Genomic DNA, 25,985 nt, shown 5'->3' on the forward strand with positions numbered 1-25,985 from the left:
GGCTTAGGGGTAGCAGCGACGCCAGTCGCGACCGCGCAACCCCAATCTCGCGCCGTAACCCCTGTAGGAGCGGCGTGAGCCGCGACGCGTTGCTGCCGGTTGCGCCGCCGCCGCGAGACCGCGGTCGCGGCTTGCGCCGCTCCTACCCGTCGCGGCGCGGTTTCAGCGCAACGCGCTTTCCGGTACGTCGAGTTCCAGCGACAGGGCCAGATGGTCGGATTGCGCGGCGGGCACGGCGCGGGCGCCGGCGAAGCTGAGGCCGTCGCCGAGCAGGATGTGGTCGATCGCGCGCTGCGGGCGCCAGCTGGGGAAGGTCGCCAGCGGTTCGCTCGGCGGCTGCAGGCGGGTGCCGCGGAACAGGGCCTGCATCTCGGGGCGGTCGGGGGAGCAGTTGAAGTCGCCCATCAGCACTGCGTGCGGGTGGTCGTGCAGCAGTTCGGCGATGAAGGCCAATTGGCTGCCGCGCGAGCCGGCGCCGAGCGAAAGGTGGGCGACGGCGACGGTGAGGCCGTCGTCGCCCTGGCCGTAATGGGCGATCAGCACGCCGCGGCCGGAGATCCGGCCGGGCAGGGGATGGTCGACGACTTCGCGCGGTTCCAGCTTGCTGAGCAGGCCGTTGGCGCTGGAGGCGACGCTGCCGACGCGCCGGTTCGGCTGGTGGCTCCAGTACTCGAAGCCGGCGCGCTGGGCCAGGTAGTGGGTCTGGTTGGTGAAGCCCGAACGCAGGCTGCCCGGATCGCTTTCGTTGAGGCCGACGATGTCGTGCTCGCCGGCCAACTGGGCGATCGCGTCGAGGCTGCCGCGCTTGTTGCCGGCCGGCAGCACGTGCGACCAGCTGCGCGTCGCGTAATCGCTGTAGCGACGCGTGCTGGAGCCGGCCTGGATGTTCGCGCTGAGCAGGCGCAGCCGGCGTGTGGTCATGCCAGGTCCCTGGGCGTGCGGGCCGATCAGCCCTGGGCCGGCGCCGCCGGGGCGGCGGCCGCCGCCGGAGCCGGAGCCGGAGCCGCGGCGCCCTCGGCCGGGGCGGCCGGGGCCTGCATCGCGGCGCGTTCGCGCGCGACCAGGTGATCGGCGACCCGCAGCATGTCGGCGAAGCCCTTCTCGGTGGTGACCAGGTACTTGCCGTTGATCACCAGCGAAGGGCTGGCGCTGACGCCCGAGCGCTGCATGAACTGCTCGGCGCGCTTGAGCTTGGCGTTGATCGCGAAGCTGTTCATGGTACCGATGAAGTCGGCCGGCTTGGCGCCGTACTTGGCGTAGAAGTCGCCGAACTGCTGGTCGGTGACGCTCTGGTACGGGATGGTCTGCTCGATGTGCACGGCGCGGAACATCGCCTCGTGGGTCTTCTCCAGCAGGCCCAGGGTCTGGGCGGTGTAGAAGGCCTTGGCGAACGGAATCGGGTTGCCGCCGAACGGGCCGGCGACCGGGGTGAACTTCACGTCCGCGGTCTGCTTCTTGCGCCAATCCAGCAGCTGCGGTTCGAACTGGGCGCAGTGCGGGCAGGTGTAGCTGAACACTTCGGCGACTTCGATCTTGCCCGCGACCGGCTCGTAGGCCTGGCCGGCCGGGATTTCCTGATAGTCGGCGCCGGCGACCGGGGCCGGGCCGGCCGGCGGGGTGGCGACGGCGGCGGGCTGGATCGCCGGCTGTTCCGGCGCCGCCGGAGCGGCCGGTGCGTTGTCGGCCGCCGGAGCGGCGGCATCGGCGGTCGGCGCGGCCGGCGTGGCGGTGTCGGCGGCCGGAGCGGTGTCGGTCTTGTTGCAGGCCGCCAGCGCGACCAGCGCGGTCAGCACGAGCGGATAGCGGGACAGCGAAGCCATACGCGAATTCATCGGTGGAGTCTCCACAAAGCGATCGGAATGCGATCAGTCGAGGGGGCGGGCGCGCGCCGGTGCGTCGCGGCTCCGCCGGCAATGGCCGCCAGGATAGCGGCCGTCATGGGGAAGCGGGAGTGCAGGCCGGCTCAGCGCTTCTTGCCGGCGCCGGCGCGCTCGCGCGCGATCAGGTGGTCGGCGACGCGCAGCATGTCGTCGAAGCCCTTCTGGGTGGTGATGCGGTACTTGCCGGCGACGACCATCGACGGGGTGCCGTCGATGCCGCTGGCCATGATGAAGGCCTTGGCCTTCTCCATCGCCTGGTTCGTTGCCGGGCCGGTCATGCCGGCGGCGAAAGCCTGGGCGTTGGCGCCATAGCGGGCGTAGAACGCGGCGATCTCGGCCGGGGTGGCGTTCTGGATCGGCAGGCTGCGCTGCTCGTGCAGGGCCTTGAATACCGCCTCGTGGGTCTTGCCCAGCAGCTTCATCGACTGCGCGGTGTAGAAGGCCTGCGCGTACGGGGTCCAGTAGCCGCCCCACGGTGCGGCCAGCGGGACGAACTCGACGTCGGCCGGCAGCTTGGCGCGCCAGGCCGCGATCTGCGGCTCGAAGTGGGCGCAATGCGGGCAGGTGTAGCCGAACACCTCGACCACCTCGACCTTGCCCTTGACCGGCGCGAACGGCTTGCCGCCTTCGATCACGACATAGTCCACGCCGATCTCGGGCGCCGGGCCGGCCGGCGCGCCGGCCTTGGGCGCGGCGAGGGAAGCGAAGGGGAGGGCGGCGAGCAACAGCAGGGCGGCCAAGCGCAGTTTCATCGGTGATCTCGTCGGTGGTGGCCCGCAGCGGACGCAGTTCGTCGCGCGAGCGGAGGGCGGACATGAAAAACGCCGGCGCCAAGGATAACGGCCGGCGTCTCAAGCGGGAGTGTTGGAATGGACCGGCGCGGCATCGCGGAAGTTCCCGCCGCGCGCAAGGTGACCGGGTTCACTGTTCGCATCGCATCGCATCGCATCGCGGCTGCCGGCGCCTGTAGAGCATGCCTATGGAAACGAAAACGCCGGCCTGTCGCCAGGCCGGCGTCGGGTCGCGGCGTGCGCCGGCTCAGCCCTTGGCGGGCGGCGCCGGAGCGGCGGCCGGGGCCGCAGCAGGCGCGGCCGCCGGGGCCGGCGCCGCTGCCGGCGCGGCCGGCTTGGCCGCAGCCGCCGGCATCTGCGCGGCGGCGACGTCGTCGGCGCGCGGGTGCAGGCCCTGCAGGTAGCTGGACAGCGACCCGATTTCCTCGTCGGTCAGCTGCTTGGCCACGCTGGCCATGATGTTGAACAGGTGCGGGTCCTTCTGCGCGGTGGTGCCGGCGCGGTATTCCTCCAGGCGACGCTGCGAGTAGGCCGCCTGCTGGCCGGCGATGTGCGGGTAAGCCGGGCCCGGATTGCCGGTGCCGCCTGGACCGTGGCAGGCCATGCAGGCCGGGATGCCGCGGGCCTTGTCGCCGGAGCGGAACAACTGCTCGCCGACTTGGTAGAACTTCTTGCCTTGGTTCGGGCCGGCCGCGATCGCGGTGTCGTCGGCGACGCCGGCGCCGGACTTCTGGGTCGCGAAGTAGGCGCCCAGGTCGCGCGCGTCCTGGTCGCTCAGGGCGTCTGCGTAGGGCTTCATCGCCGCGGCCATGCCGGTATTGCGCTCGCCGCTCTTGAACAGGGCGATCTGGTGGGCGATGTAGCGCTCGCTCTGGCCGGCCAGGCGCGGGTACTGCGGGTCGGTCGGGTTGCCGTCCAGACCGTGGCAGGCGGCGCAGGTGCCGGCCTTGGTCGCGCCCGCCTTGACGTCGCCCCAGACAGGCTTCGGGCTGCCGGACAGCGGTGCGGTCTGGACCGGTTCCTTGTCGGGAATCGGGGTGACCGTGGTCTGGGCATACGCAACGGCGGCAGCCGCGAGGGCGACGAGGCCGACGAGGCCGAAGACGCGGGCTTGGCTCATGTAGCTGGGCTCCGAACTACTGGCGTGCTGCGGGATGGGCTGGCGGACTGCTGGCGCCCGGCGCGTCGCGCGCGCCGGAACCTTGGAATTATCAGGGTCGGCCCGGACCGGGTCAACGCGGATTCAGGCGCCGACGGCGCCGCGGACGCCGGCGCATGCGATCCTAGTGCGATGACCAACCACCTCGCCCGTGCCCGCTACCTGTTGTCGGCGCATAACCACAAGCAATTGCCGCCCGACGGCGGCCACGAGGTCGCTTTCGCCGGCCGCTCCAACGCCGGCAAGTCCAGCGCGCTCAACGCCCTGTGCCAGCAGAACGCGCTGGCGCGCGTGTCCAAGACCCCGGGCCGCACCCAGCAACTGGTGTTCTTCGACGTCACCCCGCCGTACCGCGGCCCCGAGCCGGCGCCGGAGCCGGACCGCTTCCTGGTCGACCTGCCGGGCTACGGCTACGCCAAGGTGCCGCAGAACCTGCAGGCCCACTGGCAGGCCTTCCTGGACCGCTATTTCGAGACCCGCCAGGCCTTGCGCGGCCTGGTGGTGGTGATGGACATCCGCCATCCGCTCAAGGACTACGACCGGCACATGATCGGCTACGCCGCCGGCCGCGGCCTGCCCGCGCATGCGCTGCTGACCAAGGCCGACAAGCTCGGCCGCGGCCAGCAACAGCAGCAGCTGATGGCGGTGCGCAAGGAACTGCACAACGCGTTCGGCGACACGGTCAGCGTGCAGACCTTCTCCGGCGAGTCCAAGCAGGGCGTGGACGAGGCGCGCGCGGTGGTGATGGGCTGGCTCGGCCTGGGCGAGGCGCCGGCCGAAGCCGCGCCCTGATCGCGCCCGGCCCGCGCGCGGCGCTCAGCCTGCCGCGCGGGCGACGTAGGCCGCGTAACCCGGCAGGCGCAGGCGGCCGGCCTCGACCGCGCCGCTGGGCAGGCCGTGGCCGTGGTCGGCGCGCCAGCCGGCGCGTTCGCCCAGCTCCAGCATCGCTTCCTCGGCGCCGAGGTTGAAGGCGATCAGCAGCGCTTGCGCGCCTTCGCCGCGAACGAAGGCCAGCACCGGTTCGGGCGTGTCGAGGAAACCGATCGCGCCGTGCAGCAGCGCCGGATGGCGCTTGCGCCAGCCTAGGAAGCGGCGCAGGCGCTGCAGCGGCGATTCCGGATCGCGTTCCTGCGCAGCCACGTCGAGGCCGCGATGCGCGTCGGCGATCGGCAGCCACGGCGCGGCGTCGCTGAAGCCGGCCAGTTCGGTCGCGTCCCAGGGCATCGGCGTGCGGCAGCCGTCGCGGCCCTTGAAGGTCGGCCAGAAGGTCTTGCCGTACGGGTCCTGCAGCGCCTCGAACGGCAGCTCGGCCTCGGGCAGGCCCAGTTCCTCGCCCTGGTACAGGCAGACCGAGCCGCGCAGCGAGCAGACCATCGCGCTGAGCAGGGTCGGATAGTGCGCCGGCAGGGCCGCGCCGCGGCCCCAGCGGGTGACCACGCGCTGCACGTCGTGGTTGGAGATGGCCCAGCACGGCCAGCCCTCGTGCATCGCCTCTTCCAGGGTCTGCACGGTGCCGCGGATGTAGCCGGCGGAACGGTCGTCGGTCAGCAGCTCGAAGCTGTAGCCCATGTGCAGGCGGCCGTGGCGGGTGTACTCGTCGGTGGTCGCCAGCGAATCCTCCGAGGAGATCTCGCCGAGCGCGACCGCGCCGGGATAGCGGTCGAGCAGGCGGCGCAGCTCGGCCAGGAACTCCAGGTTCTCCGGGCGGGTGTTGTTGTAGTAGTGGTACTGGAACGCGTACGGGTTGTCCGGGCTGAAACCGCGCCCGACCCGCAGTTGCGCCGGCTTGGCCGGGTTGTCGCGCAGTTGCGCGTCGTGGAAGCAGAAGTTGATCGCGTCCAGGCGCAGGCCGTCGACCCCGCGCTCGAGCCAGAAGCGGACGTTGTCGAGCACCGCCGCGCGCACCGCCGGATTGTGGAAATTGAGGTCCGGCTGCGAGGACAGGAAATTGTGCAGGTAGTACTGCTGGCGGCGCGGTTCCCAGCGCCAGGCGACGCCGCCGAACAACGACATCCAGTTGTTCGGCGCGGTGCCGTCGGGGCGCGCGTCGGCCCACACGTACCAGTCGGCGTAAGGGTTGTCGCGGCTTTCGCGGCTGCGCTGGAACCACTCGTGCTGGTCGGAGGTGTGGCTGAGCACCTGGTCGATCATCACCTTCAGCCCCAGCGCATGCGCCTTGGCCAGCAGCCGGTCGAAGTCCTCCAGGCGCCCGAACAGCGGGTCGACCGCGCGGTAGTCGGCGATGTCGTAGCCGAAGTCGGCCATCGGCGACTTGAAGAACGGCGAGATCCAGATCGCGTCGACGCCGAGGTCGGCGACGTAGCCGAGCTTGTCGATGATCCCGGGCAGGTCGCCGACGCCGTCGCCGCTGAGGTCGCGGAAGCTGCGCGGATAGATCTGGTAGACGACCGCGCCGCGCCACCAGGCGTCGTTGGCGTGCGGGACGGCGGTCGGAAGGCTGGCGGCGGACAAGAGAGACCCCTGAAGATGGCGGGCGGCGTGCTGCATCGCCGCGATGCGCGGCAGCTTACCGCCGCCGGCCGCGGGCGCCGTCGCAGCTGCATACGTATTCATGCCGGCGCGAGCGGACGAACTGCGACATGAATGCGGCGGCCCGGCATGAATACGTATGCAGAAACCGCTGCGGCCGCGACGGCTTGCCTAACATGCGCTCGGACCGAGGGCGCACGCATCGCCCCGGCGGACGCAGCGCGCCGACAGTGCGCGCGCGTCACGACACATCTAGCTTCTGGAGGGGAGCATGTCGAAACTGAAGCCGGTTACGCCGCAAACGCAATTCAACCGCCACCTGCTGACCGCCGCCCTGGCCTCGCTCGGCCTGTGCAGCTCCTGGACCGTATGGGCCGCCGACGCGCCCGCGCCGCAGGACCCGCCGGCCGCGACGGCGCCGGCCGAGGCCGGCGGCGCCGCGCACGAACTCGACGCGGTCCAGGTCACCGGCAACCGCCGCGTGCAGTCGATCCAGAAGTACGCCGGCACGATCCAGTCCTTCAGCGGCGAAGACCTGACCAAGCTCGGCATCAACACCGACTTCCGCAACCTGCAGGCGGTGGTGCCCGGCCTGCAGATCACCCGCCAGGAAGGCAAGTACGAGATCTTCCTGCGCGGCATCGGCGCGGCCGACTCGGACTTCTCCTCCGACCCCTCGGTGGCGACCTACTACAACGGCATCTACCTGCCGCGTCCGCGCTCGATCGGGCCGATGTTCTTCGACGTCGACCGGATCGAGGTCAACAAAGGCCCGCAGGGCACGGTGCGCGGCCGCAACGCCACCGGCGGCTCGATCAACGTGATCTCCAAGCGCCCCGAGCTCGGCGTGACCAGCGGCGGGCTGAAGGTCGGCGCCGGCAATTACGACTTCACCACCGCCGAGGGCGTGCTCAACCTGCCGATCGGCGAGACCTTCGCCCTGCGCGCGGCGCTGTTCGACGAGGAGCGCTCGTCCTATATCGGCAACGGCTATCCCAAGTCGCTGTTCGACGCCGAAGGCCCCGGCGCGATCGACAACCAAGCCCTGCGCCTGTCGGCGCTGTGGGAACCGAACGAGAAGTTCTCGGCCTATGTGATGCTGGACAAGGTCACCGAGCGCGGCACCGGCGACCCGGGCATGTTCGCCGAGCGCGGCCTGGCCGCCGGCTACGACATCGACGACCTGTCCGATCCGTTCCGCCAGTACTTCCGCACCCAGGGCAAGACCACCAACGACATCGAGGGCGTCGCGGCGACCTTCACCTACGCGTTCAACGACGCGGTGTCGGTGGAGTTCAACACCTCCTACCGCAAGTACGACTTCTACAACCGCAACGCCTCGCGCGAGTGGCAGCTGGGCCCGGTGTATCCGGGCTCGGACCGCGAGGCCTACCACAATCCCGAACGCCTGGCCTGGTACGACACCTTCTATCAGGCCGACAAGTCCAGCTCGACCATCAACGAGCTGCGCTTCTTCGGCGACACCGGCAAGCTGATCTGGTCGGCGGGCCTGTTCAATTACGAAGAAAAGTACGACTACGTGTCCTGGGACGTCGGCAACGGCTACTTCGGCGATTGCGACTGGTGGCGGCCGGGCACGGTCTGCGGCTGGCAGGACGGCCTGGGCGGCGAGAACCGCGGCGACAACTCCAAGGTCGAGTCGAACGCGGTATACGGCGACTTCAGCTTCGCCGCGACCGATTCGCTGCGCCTGATCGGCGGCGTGCGCTACACCCGCGACAAGAAGATCGCGCGCGAATCCAACGTCAAGTACCAGTTCGTGATTCCGGAGGGCCTGTTCCAGCAGTTCACCGGCCAGCCGATCGACACCGCGACCAACCCCTACACCACCGGCCTGGTGCTGGGCTCGCCGGGCTTCCGCCTGGCCGCGCCGGGCGGACGTCCGGGCGGCGAGCCGAGCATCTGCACCGGCTGGACGCCGGCCGAGCTGCGCTGCGATCCGGGCGCGAACACCCTGGACTACTTCCTCGGCGGTTTCGCCGGCTTCGGCGTCGACGACAACTGGGCCCAGTTCCTGCGCCAGAACCGCGACCAGATCCAGGTCATCGCGCGCTCGGACTTCCCCGGCGGCCGCAGCGAGGACGTGTACAAGGACAACTACGTCGATTGGCGGGTCGGCTTCGAATACGACCTGTCGCCGCAGGTGATGCTGTACGGGACGGTGTCCACCGGGACCCGCTCCGGCGGCATCAACCGGCCGCTGTCGCTCAACGACGGCAGCGCGCTGGCGCCGACCTTCGAGCCGGAAGAGCTGACCTCCTACGAGGCCGGCATCAAGGGCGACTACCTCTGGGGCGAGACTCCGGTGCGCTTGAATGCGTCGGTGTTCTATTACGACTACCAGAACAAGGTGCTGCAGAACCTGATCGACGTGCCGGCGCCGACCCCGACCAACCCCAACGCGACCAGCCGCCAGGTGTTCAACGACAACGCCGCCAACGCCAGCGTGCTCGGCCTGGAACTGGAAGGCCGGGTCGGCCTGCCGTACGGCTTCGACATGGGCTACAACTTCACCTACCTGGACGCGACCTTCGACGACTCCAAGGTGCTGGACACCCGTTCCGGCGGTCTCGGCCTGATCGTGCCGCTGGACGGCAACCGCCTGCCGAACACCTCCAAGTACAACGCCAACGTCAGCCTGTCGCAGACCATCGACATCGGCCGCGGCGCGCTGAGCTCGTTCGACTGGACGGTCAACCTGACCTACCGTTCCGACTACTACCTGACTGCGTTCAACAGCCGCGGCTTCGGGCTGGACGCGGCCGGCAAGGTGATCGAGATCCCGCTCGCCGACATGGCCTTCAACAACGGCTCCAACCCGGCCGCCGGCGGCGGCCCGGCCAGCGGCCTGGCGATGCGCGACGACGTCGACGGCTTCCTCACCGTCAACGTCTCGGCCGGCCTGAACTTCGGCGAGGACAACCGGTTCCGCATCGACGGCTTCGTGTCCAACCTGACCGACGAGGTCTATTCGGGCAAGGGCTTCATCAACAACGCCACCAACATCCGCTACTTGAATACGCCGCGGATGTACGGGATCCGGTTCTCGTCGCAGTTCTGACGTAGGCCAAGGCAAGAGCGAATCCCCCTAGCCCCCCCTTTTCCAAAGGGGGGAATGCAGCGCGGGAGATTGGGCAGGGGCGGCGATTTTCGGGTGACGCCGCAGCTCTGCTTGTCTTCCCCCTTTGACAAAGGGGGATCGAGGGGGATTTGCTTTTGACCCAGCCGCGTCCGTGCGGCGCGGTCGTCCCAGCCCGCCACATGCCAGTATCCAATCCATGACCGATCGCCCCGACGCGCCGTCCCGCAAGCCGCAGCTGTCGTTCTGGCAGATCTGGAACATGTGTTTCGGCTTTCTCGGCATCCAGTTCGGCTTCGCCCTGCAGAACGCCAACGTCAGCCGGATCTTCCAGACCCTGGGCGCGGCCATCGACGACATTCCGATGTTGTGGATCGCCGCGCCGCTGACCGGGTTGATCGTGCAGCCGATCGTCGGCTACCTGTCCGACCGTACCTGGAGCGCGAGCCTGGGCCGGCGCCGCCCCTACTTCCTGATCGGCGCGGTGCTGGCCTCGCTGGCCCTGCTGGCGATGCCGAACGCGCCGTTCCTGTGGATCGCCGCCGGCCTGCTGTGGGTGCTGGACGCGTCGATCAACATTTCGATGGAACCGTTCCGCGCCTTCGTCGGCGACCAGCTGCCGCCGCGCCAGCGTCCGACCGGCTATGCGATGCAGAGTTTCTTCATCGGCGTCGGCTCGGTGGTCGCCAGCGCGCTGCCGTACGTGCTGGCGCATTACGGCGTCGCCAACACCGCCGCCCCGGGCCAGGTACCCGACACGGTGCGCTACGCCTTCTACGCCGGCGGCGCGGTGCTGCTGTTGTCGGTGGGCTGGACCGTGCTGAGCACGCGCGAGTATCCGCCCGAGCAATTGGCCGCCTACGACGAAGCGCCGCCGGCGCCGCCGCGCGCGCCCTGCGACCGGATGCGCTGCCTGCTGCTGGGCGCGGCCTGGGTCACGGTCGGCGCGATCGTAGCCGCGGCGATCGCGATGGCCGCGCTGGACCGCCAACTGTACGTATTGGCCGGCATGATCGCCGCGTTCGGCCTGGCGCAGTGTCTGCGCGGCCTGGTCGGCGAGCGCAGCGGCTTCGCCAGCATCATGGACGACCTGCACGGCATGCCGCCGACCATGCTGCGCTTGGCCGTGGTGCAGTTCTTTTCCTGGTTCGCCCTGTTCGCGATGTGGATCTACACCACGCCGGCGGTGACCCAGTTGCATTACCGCAGCACCGACACCGCCTCGGCCGCCTACAACGACGGCGCCAACTGGGTCGGGGTGCTGTTCGCCGCCTACAACGGCTTCGCCGCGCTGGCGGCGGTGGCGATCCCGTGGATGGCGCGGCGCTGGGGCCTGCGTTGGAGCCATCTGATCAACGTCTGCCTGGGCGGCGCCGGGCTGATCTCGATCGCCCTGATCCGCGACCCGCAGTGGCTGCTGCTGTCGATGCTCGGCGTCGGCTTCGCCTGGGCCTCGATCCTGTCGCTGCCGTATGCCCTGCTGTCGGACAGCCTGCCGGCGGCGAAGATGGGCGTGTACATGGGCATCTTCAATTTCTTCATCGTCATTCCGCAGTTGGTCGCCGCCAGCCTGCTCGGCTTCCTGCTCAAGGCCTTCTTCCACGGAGAACCGGTATGGGCCCTGGTGATCGGCGGCGCGAGCCTGGTCGTGTCCGGACTGTGCGTGCTGCGGGTGCGCGAGCCGGGCGCGGAGGCGCGCGCATGAGCCGGCTGGCGCTGGCCGCGTTGGCCCTGGCGCTGGCCGCTTGCGCGACGGCCGGGCCGGCCGCTTCGCCGCCGCGCGACTACTACGGCACGCTCGAGCCGATGGCCGGCGACGCGGTGTACTTCGTGGTCACCGATCGCTTCGTCAACGGCGACCCGAACAACGACCAACGCGAGCAGGGCGGGCCGGATCCGGCCACGCGCAGCTTCGATCGGCCGGTGGCGGGCGCGCCGGCCGGCGAGAGCGACAACATCGGCTACCTCGGCGGCGATTTCAAAGGCTTGCTCGACAACGCCGGCTACATCCGCGAGATGGGTTTCGGCGCGGTCTGGCTGACCCCGATCGTCGACAATCCCGACCAGGCCTTCACCGGCGGCGAGACGGTGACCTGGGGCGGCGCGTTCCAGGACCGAGGCAAGACCGGCTACCACGGCTATTGGGGCGTGGATTTCTTCCGCCTCGACGAGCATCTGCCCAGCCCGGGCCTGGACTTCGCCGCGCTCACCGCCGGCCTGAAGCGCCACGGGCTCAAGACCGTGCTCGACATCGTCGCCAACCACGGCTCGCCGTCGTTCACCATGCCGCGCGACCAGCCCAAGTACGGCGAAATCTATCGCGACGGGGTGCTGGTCGCCGACCACCAGAATCTGCCGCCGGAGCGGCTGGACCCCAAGCGCGAGCCTTTGCACCGCTTCTTCCACGCCCAAAAGGACTTGGTCCAGCTGTCCAACCTCGACGACACCAACCCGGCGGTGCTGGACTATTTCGTCGATGCCTATTCGCACTGGCTGGACCAGGGCGCCGACGCGTTGCGCATCGACACCATCCGCCACGTGCCGATGCCGTTCTGGCGCAGCTTCGCCGCGCGCATGCGGGCCAAGCGGCCGGGCTTGTTCATGTTCGGCGAGGCCTTCGACTACAAGGCCGAGAACATCGCGCCCTTCACCTGGGCCGAGAACGGCGCGGTCAGCGTGCTCGACTTCCCGCTCAAGGAGCGCATGGCGCAGGTGTTCGGCCGCGCTCGCGCCGACTACGCCCGGCTCGACGAGCGCCTGTATCTGCAGGACGGCCCGTACGCGAACCCGTACGAGCTGATGACCTTCTACGACAACCACGACATGGCGCGGCTGGACGCCAGCGACGAAGGTTTCATCGACGCCAACAATTGGCTGTTCACCGCGCGCGGCATTCCGGTGATCTACTACGGCTCGGAAACCGGCTTCCAGCGCGGCCGTGCCGAGCACGCGGGCAACCGCAACTACTACGGCCAGGCGCGGGTCGATGCCGGCGCCGCGCACCCGATCCATGCCGCGCTCAAGCGCATCGCCCAGGTGCGGCGCGACTCGCCGGCGCTGCAACGCGGGCTGCAGTCGAACCTGCTGTTGCAAGGCGACCGGGCCGCGTTCTACCGCGTCTACCAACACGGCGGCACGGCCCAGATCGCCCTAGTGCTGCTCAACAAGGGCGACGCCCCGGCCGATTTCGCGATCGCCGAGCGCCTGCAGGCGGGCGCCTGGCGCGCCGCGCTCGGCGGCGGCGAGACCGTGATCGGCGAAGGCGACACCCTGCGCGCGCGAGTGCCCGCGCACGGCGTCGAGGTCTACCTGCTCGACGCCCCGGTGCGCGATACCGGCCTGGCCGCGGCCCTGGACCGGGCGATGGCCCGCGCCCGCCGCCGCTGATCGCGCGCGACCCCCCAACACTTATTCATTCCGCCCCAAGGCTTTCCCCCCCTTTGAAAAAGGGGGCAGGGGGATTTGCTCTTGCTTCATCGCGGCCCATCGCCATCGCTCGAATCGAGCCATCCACAGAGATGGACGCGCAACCTCTCCGCGGACGCTCCTGCGGCATCGCACCGCTGCGGCGGTCGCGGCTTACGGCAACAGGACATCCTGTGGGCCGCTGCTCCTACAGCAAGCAGTGACGCCGCGGTCAGCCCGCGCCGCAGGACTTGCGCACCACCAGCGAGGTCGGCAGCCGCACGCTGTGCGCTTCCTCGTCGCCGATCAGTTTCATCAGCGTATCGACCAGCAGTTCGCCGGCCTGCTTGGTGTCCTGGAAGATCGTGGTCAGCGGCGGATGGGCGAAACGCGCCATCGGAATGTCGTCGAAGCCGACCACCGACACGTCCTCGGGCACGCGCAGACCGCGTTCGGCCAGCGCCCGCATCGCGCCGATCGCGATCAGGTCGCTGGCCGCGAACACCGCGTCGAAAGGCAAGCCGCGCGCCAGCAGTTCGCGGGCCGCGGCATGGCCGGCGTCCTCGGAGCTTTCCGCGTCGACCTGCAGGGCGCGGTCCAGGCTCAGCCCGGCGTCGGTCAGGGCCTGTTCGCAGCCGAGATAGCGGTCGAGGAATTCCGGGTAGTGGCTGGAGGCGTCGCCGAGAAACGCGATCCTCCGCCGCCCCAGCGCGACCAGGTGGGCGCCGGCCTGGCGGCCGCCGCCGAGGTTCTCGCAGCCGATCGACAGCCCCGGCTGATCGGGCAACACCGCGCCCCAGCGCACGAAACGGGTGCCCTGTTCGACCAGCTTCTGCAGCTTGCCCTGGTAGGCCAGATAGTCGCCGTAGCCGAGCAGGATCAGGCCGTCGGCCTTCATGCTGTCCTCGTAGTCGGCGGCCCAGTCGTCGGACAACTGCTGGAACGAAATCAGCAGGTCCTGGCCGTGGCGGGCGCAGGCGCGGGTGATCGAGCCGAGCATGGACAGGAAGAACGGGTTGATGTGCGACTCGTCCGGGGTCGGGTCCTCGAACAGCAGCATCGCCAGGGTGCCCGAGCGCTGTCGGCGCAGGCTGGAGGCGTGGCGGTCGACCTTGTAGTTGAGCTCGCGCACCACCGCTTCGACCCGGCGCCGGGTGTCGGCATTGACCAGCGGGCTGCCGCTGAGCACGCGCGAGACGGTGGCCTGGGACACGCCGGCCAGATGGGCGATGTCGACCGAGGTGGCTTTGCTCTTCTTGCGCATGGGCTGGAGTGTAGCCGGGACTCGGGGCTCGGGACTGGGGGCTCGGGACTCGGGACTCGGGACTCGGGACTCGAAGAGCCTAGCGCCTCTCGTCGCCGATTCGTCCCCGCTTTCACCGGGTCGCCAGTCCCGAGTCCCGAGTCCCGTCGCTCAGTCGCCCAGGCGCGGATCCATCCAGGCTCGCAAGGCATCGACGGCGACATTGATCGCCACGATCAGCGCGCCGATCGCCAGCACCACGCCCAACACCAGGGTGTAGTCGCGGTTGAGCGCGCCCTGGACGAAATAGCGGCCCATGCCGGGGATGCCGAACACCTGCTCGACTACCGCCGAGCCGGTGACCACGTTGATCAGCGCCGGCGACAGCCAGGCCACCACCGGCAGCAGGGCCGGCTTGAGCGCGTGGGCGAACAGCAGCCGGGTTTCCGACAGGCCGCGCGCGCGCGCCGCGGTCAGGTAGTCGGCCGACAGCGTTTCCAGCAGCGAGGCGCGGGTCAGGCGCGCGCAGTAGGCGATGTTGGGCAGGGCCAGGGCGATCACCGGCAAGACGATGTTGTCCCATTCGCCCCAGCCGCCGGCCGGCAGCCAGTGCAGGCCGACCGCGAACACCAGCACCAGCAGCGGCGCGACCACGAACTTGGGCACCGCCAGGCCCAGCCCGGCCAGGCCCATCAGCAGCCGGTCGGTCCAGCCGCCGGCGCGCAGCGCCGCCCATACCCCCAGTCCGATGCCGAGCGCCAGCGCCAGCAGCAAGGCCAGGCCGCCGTTGAGCATCGACACCGGCAGCGCGTTGGCGATCAGCTGGTTGACGGTGTAGTCGGGATACTGGAACGACGGTCCGAGGTCGCCGCGCACGGCGTCGCCGAGCCAGGCCAGGTATTGCATCGGCAGCGGCTGGTCGAGCCGGTACTGGGCGTCGAGCGCGGCCTGCACCTCCGGCGGCGCGGCCTTCTCGCTGTCGAACGGGCCGCCCGGCGCCGCGCGCAGCAACACGAAGCACAGCGTCGCCAGCAGCCACAGGGTGATCCCCGCCTCGAACAGGCGCGAACCGAAACGGGCCAGCGCCGGCCGCATCAGACCTGCACGCCGAACAGGCGTCCGACCAGGGTCGCTGCCGCCATCGCCAGCGCGCCCCAGAACGCGACCCGCAGCGCGCCGCGCAGCACCGGCGCGCCGCCGGCCCAGGCGGCGAGCGCGCCGGACCCGAACAAGGCGGCCAGGGTGGTCGGGATCGCCACCGCTTCGACCTGCTGGTGTGGGGCCAGCAGCGCCGCGCCCAGCGGCAGGGCGGCGCCGCACACGAAGGCCAGCGCCGAGGCGGCCGCGGCCTGCAGCGGCCGCGCGCGCAAGGTTTCGGTGATGCCCAGTTCGTCGCGGGCGTGGCTGCCGAGCGCGTCGTGCGCGGTCAGCTGGCGCGCGACCTCGTGCGCCAGCTCCGGGCTCAGGCCGCGCTTGACGTAGATCCGCGCCAGTTCTTCCAGTTCGCTGTCCGGGTCCTCGGCCAACTCGCGCCGCTCCACCGCGAGGTCGGCGCGTTCGGTGTCGGCTTGCGAGCGCACCGAGACGTATTCGCCGGCGGCCATCGACATCGCTCCGGCGACCGCGCCGGCGATGCCGCTGGTGAGGATCGCCGCGTTGTCGGCGCCGCTGGCGGCCACCCCGACCACCAGGCCGGCGACCGAGACGATGCCGTCGTTGGCGCCGAGCACCGCCGCGCGCAGCCAGCCGACCCGCTCGGAGCGGTGGGTTTCGCGATGACGGCCGAGCGAATGCCGGCGCGGGGAGGGGGTCATGGGCGCAGACTCAACCAGCGGCTGGCGTGGCGGTCCAGGGCGTTGGGCTGGAAGCCGCCCACGCGCTCGGAGACCAGGTGTTTGGAGGTGTAGAAATACAGCGGAATCGCGGCATGGTCGTTGAGCAGGCGCTGCTCGGCGGCGCGCAGCCAGGCGTTGCGCGCGGCTTCGGTGGCGGCGGCGTCGGCGCGCGCCAGGCGCTGGCGATAGCCGGCGTCGTCGTAGCCGGTCCAGTTGAGCGGCCCGTCGTTGCCGAACGCGGCGAGGAAATTGCGCGCGTCGGCGAGGTCGCCGATCCAGCCGCCGCGGAACGCCTGGGTGATCGCGCGCTGCTTGCGGTTCTGCACGAATACCTTCCATTCCTCGTTGCGCAGCCGCACCTGCACGCCCAGGGTCTGGCGCCACATCGCCGCGACCGCCAGCGCCAGGCGCCGGTGCGGAGTCGAGGTGTTGTAGCGCAGCTCGACCGTCAGCGGCTCGCGCGCCGAGTAGCCGGCGTAGCGGTACAGCGCGCGCGCATGCGCTTCGCGCTGCGCTTGCGGCATCGACGCCCACGCCAGCGTCGCCGGCGCGTAGCCGGCGATGCCCGGCGGGACGATCCCGTAGGCCGGGGTTTCGCCCAGGCCGGTCACGTAGCGGGTCAGCTTGTCGCGGTCGACCGCCATCGCCAGCGCCCGGCGCAGGGCCAGGGCGCGGTCGTCGCAGCGCGCCGCGCCGGCAGCGCAGGGCGCATCGCGGAACGGTTCGCGGGTGGTGTTGAGGCCGAGCCAGAACGCGCCCAGGTAGGGCGACAGGCGCAATTGCGCGCCGAAGCGCCGGCGCAGCGAGGCCAGCGGTTGCGGCGGCACCACCTCGGTGATGTGCAGGTCGCCGGCGGCGAAGCGCTGCAGTTCGGCGGCGGCGTCCTCGGTGACGTGGAAGCGCACCCGCTCGATCGCCACCGCGGCGGCATCGTGGAAGCGCGGATTGCGCACCAGCTGCAGATTGGCCTGCGGCGTCCACGCCGCCAGGGTGTAGGCGCCGTTGGAGACCAGTCGCCCGGGCCGGGTGTGCTGGGCGCCGTGGCGCTGCAGCGCCGGCAGGTACACCGGAAAGGCGATCGGCAGGGTCAGCAGGGCCGGCAGCGAGGCGCTGCGGTTGAGCCGGAACTCGACCGTGCGCGGATCCGGCGCCGACACTCCGAGCCGCTCCGGCGGCACTCGGCCGGCCTGCACCGCCTGGGCCTGGTCGAGGGCGTCGAACAATTCGCCGAACGGCGCCGCGGTGGCCGGCGCGAACGCGCGCCGGAAGCTGGCCGCGATCTGGCCGGCGTCGAGCGGCTCGCCGTTGCTCCAGCGCAGCCCCGGGCGCAGGACGAAGCGCCAGGTGCGGCCGTCGGCCGAGACCGTCCAGCTTTGCGCCATGCCCGGGATCAGGCGGCCCTGCGCGTCCTCGGTGACCAGGCCTTCGTACAGGTCGCGCAGCACGTTGCCGCAGGCGACCTCCTGGCAGCGGTGCGCGTCCAGCGTGCTCGGCTCGGGGCCGTTGCCGCGTTCCAACTGCGCCGGCGCGGTCTGCGCAGGCACGCCCGGCGCCGCCAGCGCCAGTAGCAGGGCCGAACCATAGCGTTGCAGGACGGACGTTGTTCGGCGCAAAGCGAGGTCTACACTGCCGGGGTCTTGCGATTGTAGGCGAGCCGCCGCATATCCAGACTCGGAAACAGTGCAAGGTGGCACGCAACAGACCGGCCGGCGGGCCCATGACGGGGCGCCGGCCGCGGTCGTTGGCCCGTCTGCGACGGCCGGCGGCTTTCCGCGCAGCGACGCGCGAGCAGGGCATCCCGCCTTGCCGAACAGAATCAAGCGAGGTGGATGTGTCCGGTCCCAGCCAGGTCAAGGATATCGAGATTCCCGACGTCAAGGCCGGTGGCCGCGACATGCTGGTCGAGTACCTGGCGTCGGGCGCGCGCCCGGATGCGGACTGGAAGATCGGCACCGAGCACGAGAAGTTCGGCTTCCGCACCGACGACCTGCGGCCGCCGACCTTCGACGGCGAGCGCGGCATCGAGGCCCTGCTCAAGGGCTTGGTCCAGTTCGGCTGGGCTCCGGTCGAGGAAAACGGCCGGGTGATCGCGCTCAGCCGCGGCCAGGCCTCGGTCTCGCTGGAGCCGGCCGGCCAACTGGAGCTCTCCGGCGCGCCGCTGGACACCCTGCACGACACCTGCGTCGAAGCGGCGACCCATCTGCGCGAAGTGCGCACCGTCGCCGAGCCGATGGGCCTGGGTTTCCTCGGCATGGGCTTCCAGCCCAAGTGGCGCCGCGACGAGATGCCGTGGATGCCCAAGGGCCGCTACAAGATCATGCGCGAGTACATGCCCAAGGTCGGCAACCTGGGCCTGGACATGATGACCCGCACCAGCACCGTGCAGGTCAACCTCGACGTGCGCGACGAAGCGGACATGGTGAAGAAGTTCCGCGTCTCGCTGGCCTTGCAGCCGATCGCGACCGCGTTGTTCGCCGATTCGCCGTTCACCGAGGGCAAGCCCAACGGCTACCTGTCCTACCGTTCGCACATCTGGACCGACACCGACCCGGACCGCACCGGCCTGCTCGATTTCGTGTTCGAGGACGGCTTCGGCTACGAGCGCTACGTCGATTACCTGCTCGACGTGCCGATGTACTTCGTCTACCGCGACGGCCGCTACATCGACGCCAGCGGCCAGTCGTTCCGCGACTACCTCGACGCCAAGCTGCCGGCCTATCCGGACCGGCGCCCGACCCTGAAGGACTGGGCCGACCACAGCACCACCGCGTTCCCGGAAGTGCGGCTGAAGAAGTACCTGGAGATGCGCGGCGCCGACTCCGGCCCGTGGAACCGGATCTGCGCGCTGTCGGCGTTCTGGGTCGGCCTGCTGTACGACGCGCAGGCGCTGGACGCGGCCTGGGACCTGGTGCTGGACTTCACCCCGGCCGAGCGCCACGCCCTGCGCGACGGTGTGCCCCGCCATGGCTTCCAACTTCCGTTCCGCGACGGCAAGGTGCTGGACCTGGCGCGGCGCGCGCTGGAGATTTCCGCCCACGGCCTCAAGCGCCGCGCGCGCCTGAACCAGCACGGCGCCGACGAGTCGATCTACCTGGAGCCGCTGGCCGAGTTCGTGGCGATGGGCAAGAGCCCGGCCGAACGCAAACTGGAGCTGTACCACGGCGCCTGGGGCGGCAGCGTCGACCCGGTGTTCAAGGACTTCGCCTACTGAGCGCAGGCGCGGCTTGCGCCAGCGGGCTCAGGCGGCGAAGTCGACTTGCCCGGCATCGGCGACCGTCGCCACGGTCGCCAGCATCTCCAGCGCCGCGCGGTGCCTGAGCGGATCGGCGCTGGCGCACAGGTCGCCGACCACGGTCACTTCGAAATCGCGGTCGTGCGCATCGCGCGCGGTGGTCTGCACGCCGGTTTCGGTGCTGACCCCGCAGATCGCCACGCGCCGGATCGCCGCCGCGTGCAGGCGCGCCTCCAGGTCGGTGTCGAACAGCGCGCTGACCCGCGGCTTGGTCACGATCCAGTCGCGCGGCCCGACCTCCAGCCGTTCGTGGAAACGCGTGCCCCAGTCGCCGTCGCGCAGCGCGCCGAGCTCGGCCGCGCGGCCGAACAACGGCGAATGCCGCGGCAGGTCGGAATAATCCGGCGCGAACGCCACCCGCACCATCGCCACCGTCGCGCCGGCGGCGCGGGCGCGCGCGGCCAGGCCGTTGCAGCGCGCAATCAGCCCGCTTTCGCGCACCGCATCGGCGGCGCGCGCGAGCTTGCCGTCCGGGTGGACGATGTCGTTGATCAGGTCGATCACGATCAGGGCGGTGCTCATGCGCTGGGCTCCGGGGTCGCGCGGCGGCGGTCTGGCCGAGTTCGCAGTGATACCCGCAGCGGCGTGGACGCCGTGTCCAGGCGCGGCTCAGCCGGCGGCCAGTCGCTTGTCGAGCGCGCGCAGGCGGTCCAGGTCGGGCTTGTGCAGGCGGCGCAGGTGCGCCGGCATGCGCTGCGCGCGCGCCAGCGTCTGCGCGCACAGTTCGCGCGCACGCGCGCTCTCGCCCCAGCCGGCCAGGCATTGGGCGTAATGCGCATGGGCCTGGAAGCCGCTGCTGTAACCGGTCAGGGCCTCGAACTCCTCGCGCGCCTTGGCCCGGTCGCCGCTGGCCGCGACCGCGCGCGCATAGGTCAGATGGCCGTCGGCGGAGCGGTAATCGGGGCGCTTGGCGATCAGCTCCTCCAGCAACTGCCGCGCCTGCGCCGACTCGCCGGCTTCGAGCAGGGCCCGCGCCAGGCGCACCTGGATGTCCGGGTCGTCGCGATGGATGCCGCTCAGCGCGGCGCGGTAATGCGCCAGCGCGTCGCCGGCGCGACCGGCGTCGAGCAGCGCATCGGCCAGGCGCAGGCGGTGATCGGTGGTTTCGGCCGTATCGAAAGCGTCCTGCGCTTCGCGCAGGCCGCGGTCGGGATCGAGCAGGCGGCGCACGTTGCCGGCCAGGGCGCGGCCGTGGCGGCTGTGGCGCTGTTCCGGCAGCCATACCGCGAAGGCATAGACCACGCTGCCGAGCAGCGGGAACATGAAGAGCACCATCAGCCAGTAGCGATCCTGGCCGCTGCGCACCGCGTGGACGGCGAAATACAGGGCGACGACGACGTGCAGGCCGATTCCCAAGTACGGCATTGGCATTCCCTGGCCGAGTGAGTTCCGGGCGCTAGTGTCGGCATTCGCTGCGTCCCGCGCCAGCGGTTCGGCCCGCCGCCGGTCGGCGCACGAACGGCACGAATATGCTCGGGAACGCGGCCAGGCCCGAGCGTCGCTCGGCGATTCCGCATTCCCTGGTCCCGATTCCTGTCGTCGCGCCAGGCGCCGGCGCGGCCGCGCGCCGCAACGCGATCGCCGCGCCGGCGACGATCAGCGCCGCGCCGAACCAGGTCGACGCGCCGGCAGAGCGGCCGAACAGCCACCCATCCAGCGCCGCGCCGACCGGCACCGCCACATACATCAGCGGCGCCAGGGTCGAGGCGTTGCCTAGCCCGCGATAGGCCAGGTCGCGCAGCGACTGGCTGCCGAGGCTGCACAGCGACATGCCGAGCAGCGCCGCGACCAGCGCCCAGACCGGTTGCGTCGCCAGCGCGGCCGGGTCGATCCGGGTCGCGCCCCAGGCCGCCAGCGGCAGGCCGACCAACGAGGCCTGCAGGTATAGCTTGAACTGGTTGCGCAGCGGCGGCTGGTGCTGGGCGCTGCGGTAGAACAGCACCTGCGAGGCGGCCATGGCGAAACCGCCGCACAGCGACAGCGCGGCGAGCCGGTCCAGGCCGTGCGCGCCGGGATCCAGCACCACCGCCACCCCGCAGAAGCCGATCGCCAGGCCGCACAGCGCCGGCCCGCGCAGCCGTTCGCCGAGCCAAGCCCAGGCGATCAGCGGAATGAACAAGGGGCCGGTGTTGTACAGCAGCACCGCCCGCAACAGGTCGCCGTGGATCGCGGCGTAGACGAAGCAGCCTTGCGAGATCACCACGCAGACCGCGCGCACCCAGGCCGGGCGGTCGGCCAGAGAAAACACCGCGCGCCAGTCCGCGCGCCCGGCCAGGGCGACCAGCGCCAGTCCGGGCAGGAAGAAGCGCGCCCAGATCACCAGTTCCGCCGGCAGACCGGCGGTGTAGCGGGTCAGCAGGCCGAGCACGGCCAGGCAGATCGAGGCCGCGGCCATCAGGCCGGCACGCAGCAGCAGGGGGCGGGGGGCGCGGGCGGCGCTCGGAGCGGGGTGGGTCATGTGGTAAATCTAGGCCGCGAACCATCCCGTTAAAATTTGTAAATCCAAACCAGGCGGTAAGTTTTCATGACCACCAGCGACCCGTCCCCACGGCGCCTGCCGGCGCTGCGCGCGCTGCAGGCCTTCGCCGCGGTGGTGCGCTACGGCGGCATGCGCCGCGCCGCCGAGCGCCTGCACCTGAGCCATGCCGCGCTCAGCCAGCACGTGCAGCACCTGGAAGAGGCTTTCGGCTTGCGCCTGCTCGACCGCCAAGGCGGCCGGGCGCGGCCGACGCCGCTCGGGCGCGAGTACGGCGAGGCACTGATCGAGGGCTTCGAACGCATCGAGGCGGCGACCGCGCGCCTGCGCGCGCGCGGCGACGAAAGCCGGCGCTGGCTGCTTGGCGCGCCGACCAGCCTCAGCGTCAGCCTGCTGTTGCCGCGCCTGGAAGACTTCGCCGCGCGCGCCGGTGCCGAGGTGCAGTTGTTCTGCCCGGCCAATGCCGACGACCTGGCCCAGGGCCGGGTGCATGCCTTGCTGATGCATCGCGACCCGGCCGCACTGGGGCTGCGCGGCGAGCTGTTGTTCGAGCAGGCCTTGCAGCCGGTGGCCGCGCCGGCGCTGGCGGCGCGCCTGGATCTCGCCCATTGGTGGCGCGAGCGCACCCCCGGCGCGCGTCTGCTGCACGTGACCAGCGAGGGCTGGCGCGAGGACTGGCCGCACTGGTTCGGCGAGGATCCGGCGCACTGGCCGCTGCCGTCGCTGGGCCTGTCTTCGCCGATGCCGGCGCTGAGCGCGGCGCTGGCCGGGCAGGGCATCGCCCTGCTGTATCCGCGCCTGATCGCCGAACCGCTGGCGCATGGCGCGTTGTTGCCGCTGCCGTGTCCGCAGCCGCCGCCGTCGCGTCGGGTGTACCTGGCCTGGTTGCCGGAAGCGCACGGCAGCGCGCGGCTGGAACGCCTGCGCGATTGGGTCACGGCCTTGTTGCGCGACGACGAGGCGCCGCCGTCGCCGTGATGCCGCGCGCATCGCCGATCGCGAGCGCATCGCGCCGCGGTCGTGCGCGCCGCGGCGCAGCCGGCTTGCGGTGCGCGTCGCCGCATATGCTCAGTAGCAAACGTCCTAAGTCGCCGGCGCCGCCGTGGCGACGGCGCTAAGTCGCGGATGCGGCAGGGCTGGCGCGGCGTTCCGTTGCGCCGGCGAAAAAGTTGCAACGGAAACGAATGCGCGCGACGGTGCGCGTCGCGCCTGCGGCTTGGATTCGCTTCGTACAGGTGTTGTAGCCTTGAAGGATGAATGTCCTCCTCGATACCAGCGACGAACCGTTGCGCGCCGTAGACTTCGCCTCCACCGACGCCTTGCTGCGCGACGACGTCAAAACGCTGGGCGCATTGGTCGGTGAGATTCTCGCCGAACAGCGCGGGCAGGGCTTCCTCGACGAGGTCGAGCGCTTGCGCCGCGCCGCGATCCGCCGCCGCGAAGCGCAGGCGCCGATCGGCGCGCTCGCCGATGCGCTGGCCGACACCGACCTGGAGCAGGCCGGCGATCTGGTACGCGCCTTCGCCACCTATTTCCAGGCGGTCAACCTGGCCGAGCGCGTGCACCGCATTCGCCGCCGCCGCGACTACGAGCGCAGCGGCGCCGGCGCCCAGCCCGGCGGCTTGCGCGACGCGCTCGGCACCCTGGCGCGGCAGGGGGTCAGCGCCGAGGAAGTGGTCGCGCTGCTGGCGCGGCTGCGGATCGAACCGGTGTTCACCGCCCACCCGACCGAAGCGGTGCGGCGCGCGCTGTTGGAAAAGGAGCGCACCATCGTCTCCTGCCTGGTCGACGACATCGATCGCGGCCGCACCCCGGCCGAGCGCCGCGCCGACCGCGAGCGCATCCGCCTGGCCCTGACCGCGAGCTGGCAGACCGCCGAAGCGCCGGCGGCCAAGCCCAGCGTCGCCGACGAGTTCGAACACGTCGGCTTCTATCTGTCCGAGGTGCTGTACCGGGTGCTGCCGGTGTTCTACGAAATGTTCGAGGAGGCGCTGCGCGAGACCTACGGCAGCGCGGCCGCGTTGCCCGACCTGCTCGGCTTCGGCACCTGGGTCGGCGGCGACATGGACGGCAATCCCAACGTCGGCGCCGACACCATTGCCGCCACCCTGGCCGGCCAGCGCGCGCTGGTGCTCAACGCCTACCGGCGCGAACTGGCGTCGCTGGCCGAACTGCTGAGCCAGTCGGTCAGCCGGGTGCGGGTCGACGACGCGGTGCTGGCGCGGGTCGAGGACTACCGCTACCAGTTGCCCAAGGCGGCTGCGCAGCTCAAGCCGCGCCACGCCGACATGCCGTACCGCAACCTGCTCAGCCTGATGGCGGCGCGGCTGCAGGCCACGCTCGACGAGAGCGTGCACGGTTATCCCGACGCGGCCGCGTTCCTGGCCGACATCGCCCTGATCGAACGCAGCCTGGCCGCGCACCAGGGCGCGCATGCCGGCGGTTTCGCGGTGCGCCGCCTGCGTCGTCGCGCCGAATGCTTCGGCTTCCATCTGGCCAGCCTGGACCTGCGCCAGGATTCGGCCACCCACGACGCCGCGTTGGCCGCGCTGTTCGACCAGCCGGACTGGGCGGCGCTGGACGTCGCCGCGCGCGCGGCGCGCCTGCACGGCGTGCTCGACGGCGAGGCGCCGCCCTCGCGCAGCGCCGCGAGCGCTGCGCAACCGACCCTGGACGTGTTCCGCGCCGTGGCCCGGCTGCGCCCGCGCTACGGCGAACGCGCCTTCGGCCCCTACATCGTCAGCATGAGCCGCAGCGCCGCCGACGCGCTGGCGGTGCTGGCCCTGGCCAAGACCGCCGGCTGCGCCGAGCGCGACGGCCGGGTGCCGCTCGACGTCGCGCCCTTGTTCGAAACCGTCGACGACCTCGATGCCGCCGCCGATACCTTGCGCGCGCTGTTCGCCGATCCGGTCTACCGCGACCACCTGCGCGTGCGCGGCAATCGCCAGGTGGTGATGCTCGGCTACTCCGACAGCGCCAAGGACGGCGGCATGCTGGCCTCGCGCTGGGCCCTGCATCGCACCCAGAGCGCGTTGACCGCGCTGGCCGCCGAAAGCGGCGTGCGCATCGCCTTCTTCCACGGCCGCGGCGGCTCGATCAGCCGCGGCGGCGGCAAGACCGAGCGTGCGGTGATCGCCGCGCCGCGCGGCTCGGTCGACGGCTATCTGCGCCTGACCGAGCAGGGCGAGGTGATCCACCGCAAGTACGGGATCCGTGCGTTGGCGCTGCGCAACCTGGAGCAGACCACCGGCGCGGTGCTGCGCGCGACCCTGCGGCCGCGGCCGCCGGAGCCGCGCGGCGACGGCTGGCGCGCGCTGGCCGCCGAACTGGCCGCGCAGGCGCGCGCGCACTACCGCGCGCTGGTGCACGAGAACGAGCTGTTCCCGGCGTATTTCCGCGCCGCCACGCCGATCGACGTGATCGAGCGCCTGCGCATCGGCTCGCGCCCGGCCAAGCGCGCCGGCGCCGGCGACATCGGCTCGCTGCGCGCGATTCCGTGGGTGTTCGCCTGGTCGCAGAACCGCGCCGGCCTGACCGCCTGGTACGGCGTCGGCACCGCCCTGGAGCGCGCTTTGCAGGCGCACGGCCGCGAGGCGCTGGCCGAGATGGCGCGCGACTGGATGTTCTTCGGCACCCTGGTCGACGACCTGGAGATGGTCCTGGCCAAGTCCGACCCGGCGATCTTCGAGCGCTATTCGATGCTCGCCCGCGAGCTGCCCGAAGGCGACCTGCACGCGCGCTTCCATCCCGGCATCGCCGAGGAGTTCGAACGCACCCGGCGCGCGGTGCTGGCGATCAAGGGCAGCGACGAACTGCTGGCCGGCGACCACCGCCTGCGCCAGTCGATCCGCCTGCGCAACCCTTATGTCGACCCGATCAGCCTGTTGCAGGTCGACCTGCTCGCCCGCTGGCGCGCCGCCGGCCGTCCCGACGACGCCTTGCAACAGGCGCTGGTGGCGACGGTCAACGGCATCGCGGCGGGGGTACAGAACACGGGGTGAGGCGGGGGCGGGATTGGGGATTCCCAAGTCGGGTCGTCGTGCTGCGGGGTAGGAGCGGCGCGAGCCGCGACTGCGACTCCGCGGCGACGACGCGATTGGCCGCGATGCGCTCGCGTTGTTGCTCCTTGTAGGAGCGGCATAAGCCGCGACAACCGAAGCGATGCAATACCATGTTCCTTGCCGAAGTCCCACCGGCCAGCGCTCGCGACCATCGGCCTGCGCGGGCTTCGGCCATTGCGCTTGCGACCACCGCTTCGGTTGTCGCGGCTCACGCCGCTCCTACAGGAGCCGCGCGCTCGGGTGTGGGGTGCGT

The 25,985-nt window shown here is 71.0% G+C and carries 19 protein-coding genes; 7 read left to right on the plus strand and 12 right to left on the minus strand.

The features are described 5' to 3' along the window. Positions 1 to 162 precede the first annotated feature (162 nt). From AC3A57_RS12975 to AC3A57_RS12990, 4 genes are all read right to left on the minus strand, one after another. A complete protein-coding gene (locus AC3A57_RS12975; RefSeq protein ID WP_487579278.1) occupies positions 163 to 921 on the minus strand; it encodes an endonuclease/exonuclease/phosphatase family protein in 759 nt (252 codons plus the stop codon). Positions 922 to 947: 26 nt separating this feature from the next. After that, complete coding sequence (locus AC3A57_RS12980) at positions 948 to 1,820, minus strand: thiol:disulfide interchange protein DsbA/DsbL (RefSeq protein ID WP_487579279.1); 873 nt, start codon at positions 1,818 to 1,820, stop codon at positions 948 to 950. A 143-nt stretch (positions 1,821 to 1,963) separates the two neighbouring features. Then, on the minus strand, positions 1,964 to 2,632 hold the full coding sequence (locus AC3A57_RS12985) for a thiol:disulfide interchange protein DsbA/DsbL (protein WP_487579280.1): 669 nt from the start codon (positions 2,630 to 2,632) through the stop codon (positions 1,964 to 1,966). 286 nt (positions 2,633 to 2,918) lie between these two features. Then, positions 2,919 to 3,791: a c-type cytochrome gene (locus tag AC3A57_RS12990; RefSeq protein WP_487579281.1), complete on the minus strand. Its 873-nt coding sequence runs from the start codon at positions 3,789 to 3,791 to the stop codon at positions 2,919 to 2,921. Positions 3,792 to 3,962: 171 nt separating this feature from the next. On the opposite strand from AC3A57_RS12990, the gene yihA reads away from it, so the two are divergent. Then, positions 3,963 to 4,622 (plus strand): ribosome biogenesis GTP-binding protein YihA/YsxC, encoded by a 660-nt coding sequence (yihA, locus tag AC3A57_RS12995; RefSeq protein ID WP_487579282.1) that lies wholly within the window; start codon positions 3,963 to 3,965, stop codon positions 4,620 to 4,622. Positions 4,623 to 4,646: 24 nt separating this feature from the next. On the opposite strand, the gene AC3A57_RS13000 is transcribed toward yihA, so the two are convergent. Further along, positions 4,647 to 6,302 (minus strand): alpha-glucosidase, encoded by a 1,656-nt coding sequence (locus tag AC3A57_RS13000; protein WP_487579283.1) that lies wholly within the window; start codon positions 6,300 to 6,302, stop codon positions 4,647 to 4,649. Positions 6,303 to 6,591: 289 nt separating this feature from the next. Here AC3A57_RS13000 and AC3A57_RS13005 point away from each other — a divergent pair, with 289 nt between their 5' ends. The 3 genes from AC3A57_RS13005 (at position 6,592) to AC3A57_RS13015 (ending at position 12,807) form a co-directional block, all read left to right on the plus strand. Next, a complete protein-coding gene (locus AC3A57_RS13005) occupies positions 6,592 to 9,402 on the plus strand; it encodes a TonB-dependent receptor (RefSeq protein ID WP_487579284.1) in 2,811 nt (936 codons plus the stop codon). Positions 9,403 to 9,682: 280 nt separating this feature from the next. Beyond that, the gene (locus tag AC3A57_RS13010) at positions 9,683 to 11,125 is read left to right on the plus strand and encodes an MFS transporter (RefSeq protein WP_487579612.1); all 1,443 of its coding nucleotides are present in this window, start codon (positions 9,683 to 9,685) and stop codon (positions 11,123 to 11,125) included. Continuing rightward, positions 11,122 to 12,807 carry an alpha-amylase family glycosyl hydrolase gene (locus AC3A57_RS13015; protein WP_487579285.1) on the plus strand — a complete coding sequence of 562 codons (1,686 nt, stop codon included), beginning with the start codon at positions 11,122 to 11,124 and terminating at the stop codon, positions 12,805 to 12,807. The genes AC3A57_RS13010 and AC3A57_RS13015 overlap by 4 nt, the downstream gene beginning before the upstream one ends. 250 nt (positions 12,808 to 13,057) lie before the next feature. Here AC3A57_RS13015 and AC3A57_RS13020 read toward each other — a convergent pair whose 3' ends face one another. From AC3A57_RS13020 to AC3A57_RS13035, 4 genes are all read right to left on the minus strand, one after another. Continuing rightward, entirely contained in the window at positions 13,058 to 14,089 is a 1,032-nt protein-coding gene (locus AC3A57_RS13020; RefSeq protein ID WP_487579286.1) for a LacI family DNA-binding transcriptional regulator, read from the minus strand. Between the two features lie 150 nt (positions 14,090 to 14,239). Then, on the minus strand, positions 14,240 to 15,163 hold the full coding sequence (locus tag AC3A57_RS13025) for an ABC transporter permease subunit (protein ID WP_487579287.1): 924 nt from the start codon (positions 15,161 to 15,163) through the stop codon (positions 14,240 to 14,242). After that, positions 15,163 to 15,882 (minus strand): VIT1/CCC1 transporter family protein, encoded by a 720-nt coding sequence (locus AC3A57_RS13030; protein WP_487579288.1) that lies wholly within the window; start codon positions 15,880 to 15,882, stop codon positions 15,163 to 15,165. Before AC3A57_RS13030 ends, AC3A57_RS13025 begins: the two co-directional genes overlap by 1 nt. Beyond that, positions 15,879 to 17,447, minus strand: a complete 1,569-nt coding sequence (locus AC3A57_RS13035; protein WP_487579289.1) for a peptide ABC transporter substrate-binding protein — start codon at positions 17,445 to 17,447, stop codon at positions 15,879 to 15,881. Before AC3A57_RS13035 ends, AC3A57_RS13030 begins: the two co-directional genes overlap by 4 nt. 287 nt (positions 17,448 to 17,734) lie before the next feature. Between AC3A57_RS13035 and AC3A57_RS13040 the strand changes: the two genes are divergently transcribed. Next, positions 17,735 to 19,114, plus strand: a complete 1,380-nt coding sequence (locus AC3A57_RS13040) for a glutamate--cysteine ligase (protein WP_487579613.1) — start codon at positions 17,735 to 17,737, stop codon at positions 19,112 to 19,114. A 27-nt stretch (positions 19,115 to 19,141) separates the two neighbouring features. Here AC3A57_RS13040 and AC3A57_RS13045 read toward each other — a convergent pair whose 3' ends face one another. The 3 genes from AC3A57_RS13045 to AC3A57_RS13055 form a co-directional block, all read right to left on the minus strand. Beyond that, entirely contained in the window at positions 19,142 to 19,717 is a 576-nt protein-coding gene (locus tag AC3A57_RS13045; RefSeq protein ID WP_487579290.1) for a cysteine hydrolase family protein, read from the minus strand. 87 nt (positions 19,718 to 19,804) lie between these two features. Then, on the minus strand, positions 19,805 to 20,560 hold the full coding sequence (locus AC3A57_RS13050; protein WP_487579291.1) for a tetratricopeptide repeat protein: 756 nt from the start codon (positions 20,558 to 20,560) through the stop codon (positions 19,805 to 19,807). A 31-nt stretch (positions 20,561 to 20,591) separates the two neighbouring features. Next, positions 20,592 to 21,653, minus strand: a complete 1,062-nt coding sequence (locus tag AC3A57_RS13055) for a DMT family transporter (protein WP_487579292.1) — start codon at positions 21,651 to 21,653, stop codon at positions 20,592 to 20,594. A 66-nt stretch (positions 21,654 to 21,719) separates the two neighbouring features. On the opposite strand from AC3A57_RS13055, the gene AC3A57_RS13060 reads away from it, so the two are divergent. Next, positions 21,720 to 22,649: a LysR family transcriptional regulator gene (locus AC3A57_RS13060; RefSeq protein ID WP_487579293.1), complete on the plus strand. Its 930-nt coding sequence runs from the start codon at positions 21,720 to 21,722 to the stop codon at positions 22,647 to 22,649. Positions 22,650 to 22,924: 275 nt separating this feature from the next. Then, positions 22,925 to 25,672: a phosphoenolpyruvate carboxylase gene (gene ppc / locus AC3A57_RS13065; RefSeq protein WP_487579294.1), complete on the plus strand. Its 2,748-nt coding sequence runs from the start codon at positions 22,925 to 22,927 to the stop codon at positions 25,670 to 25,672. Positions 25,673 to 25,985: the final 313 nt, after the last annotated feature.

Source organism: Lysobacter sp. Soil_C_15 (assembly GCF_057657315.1).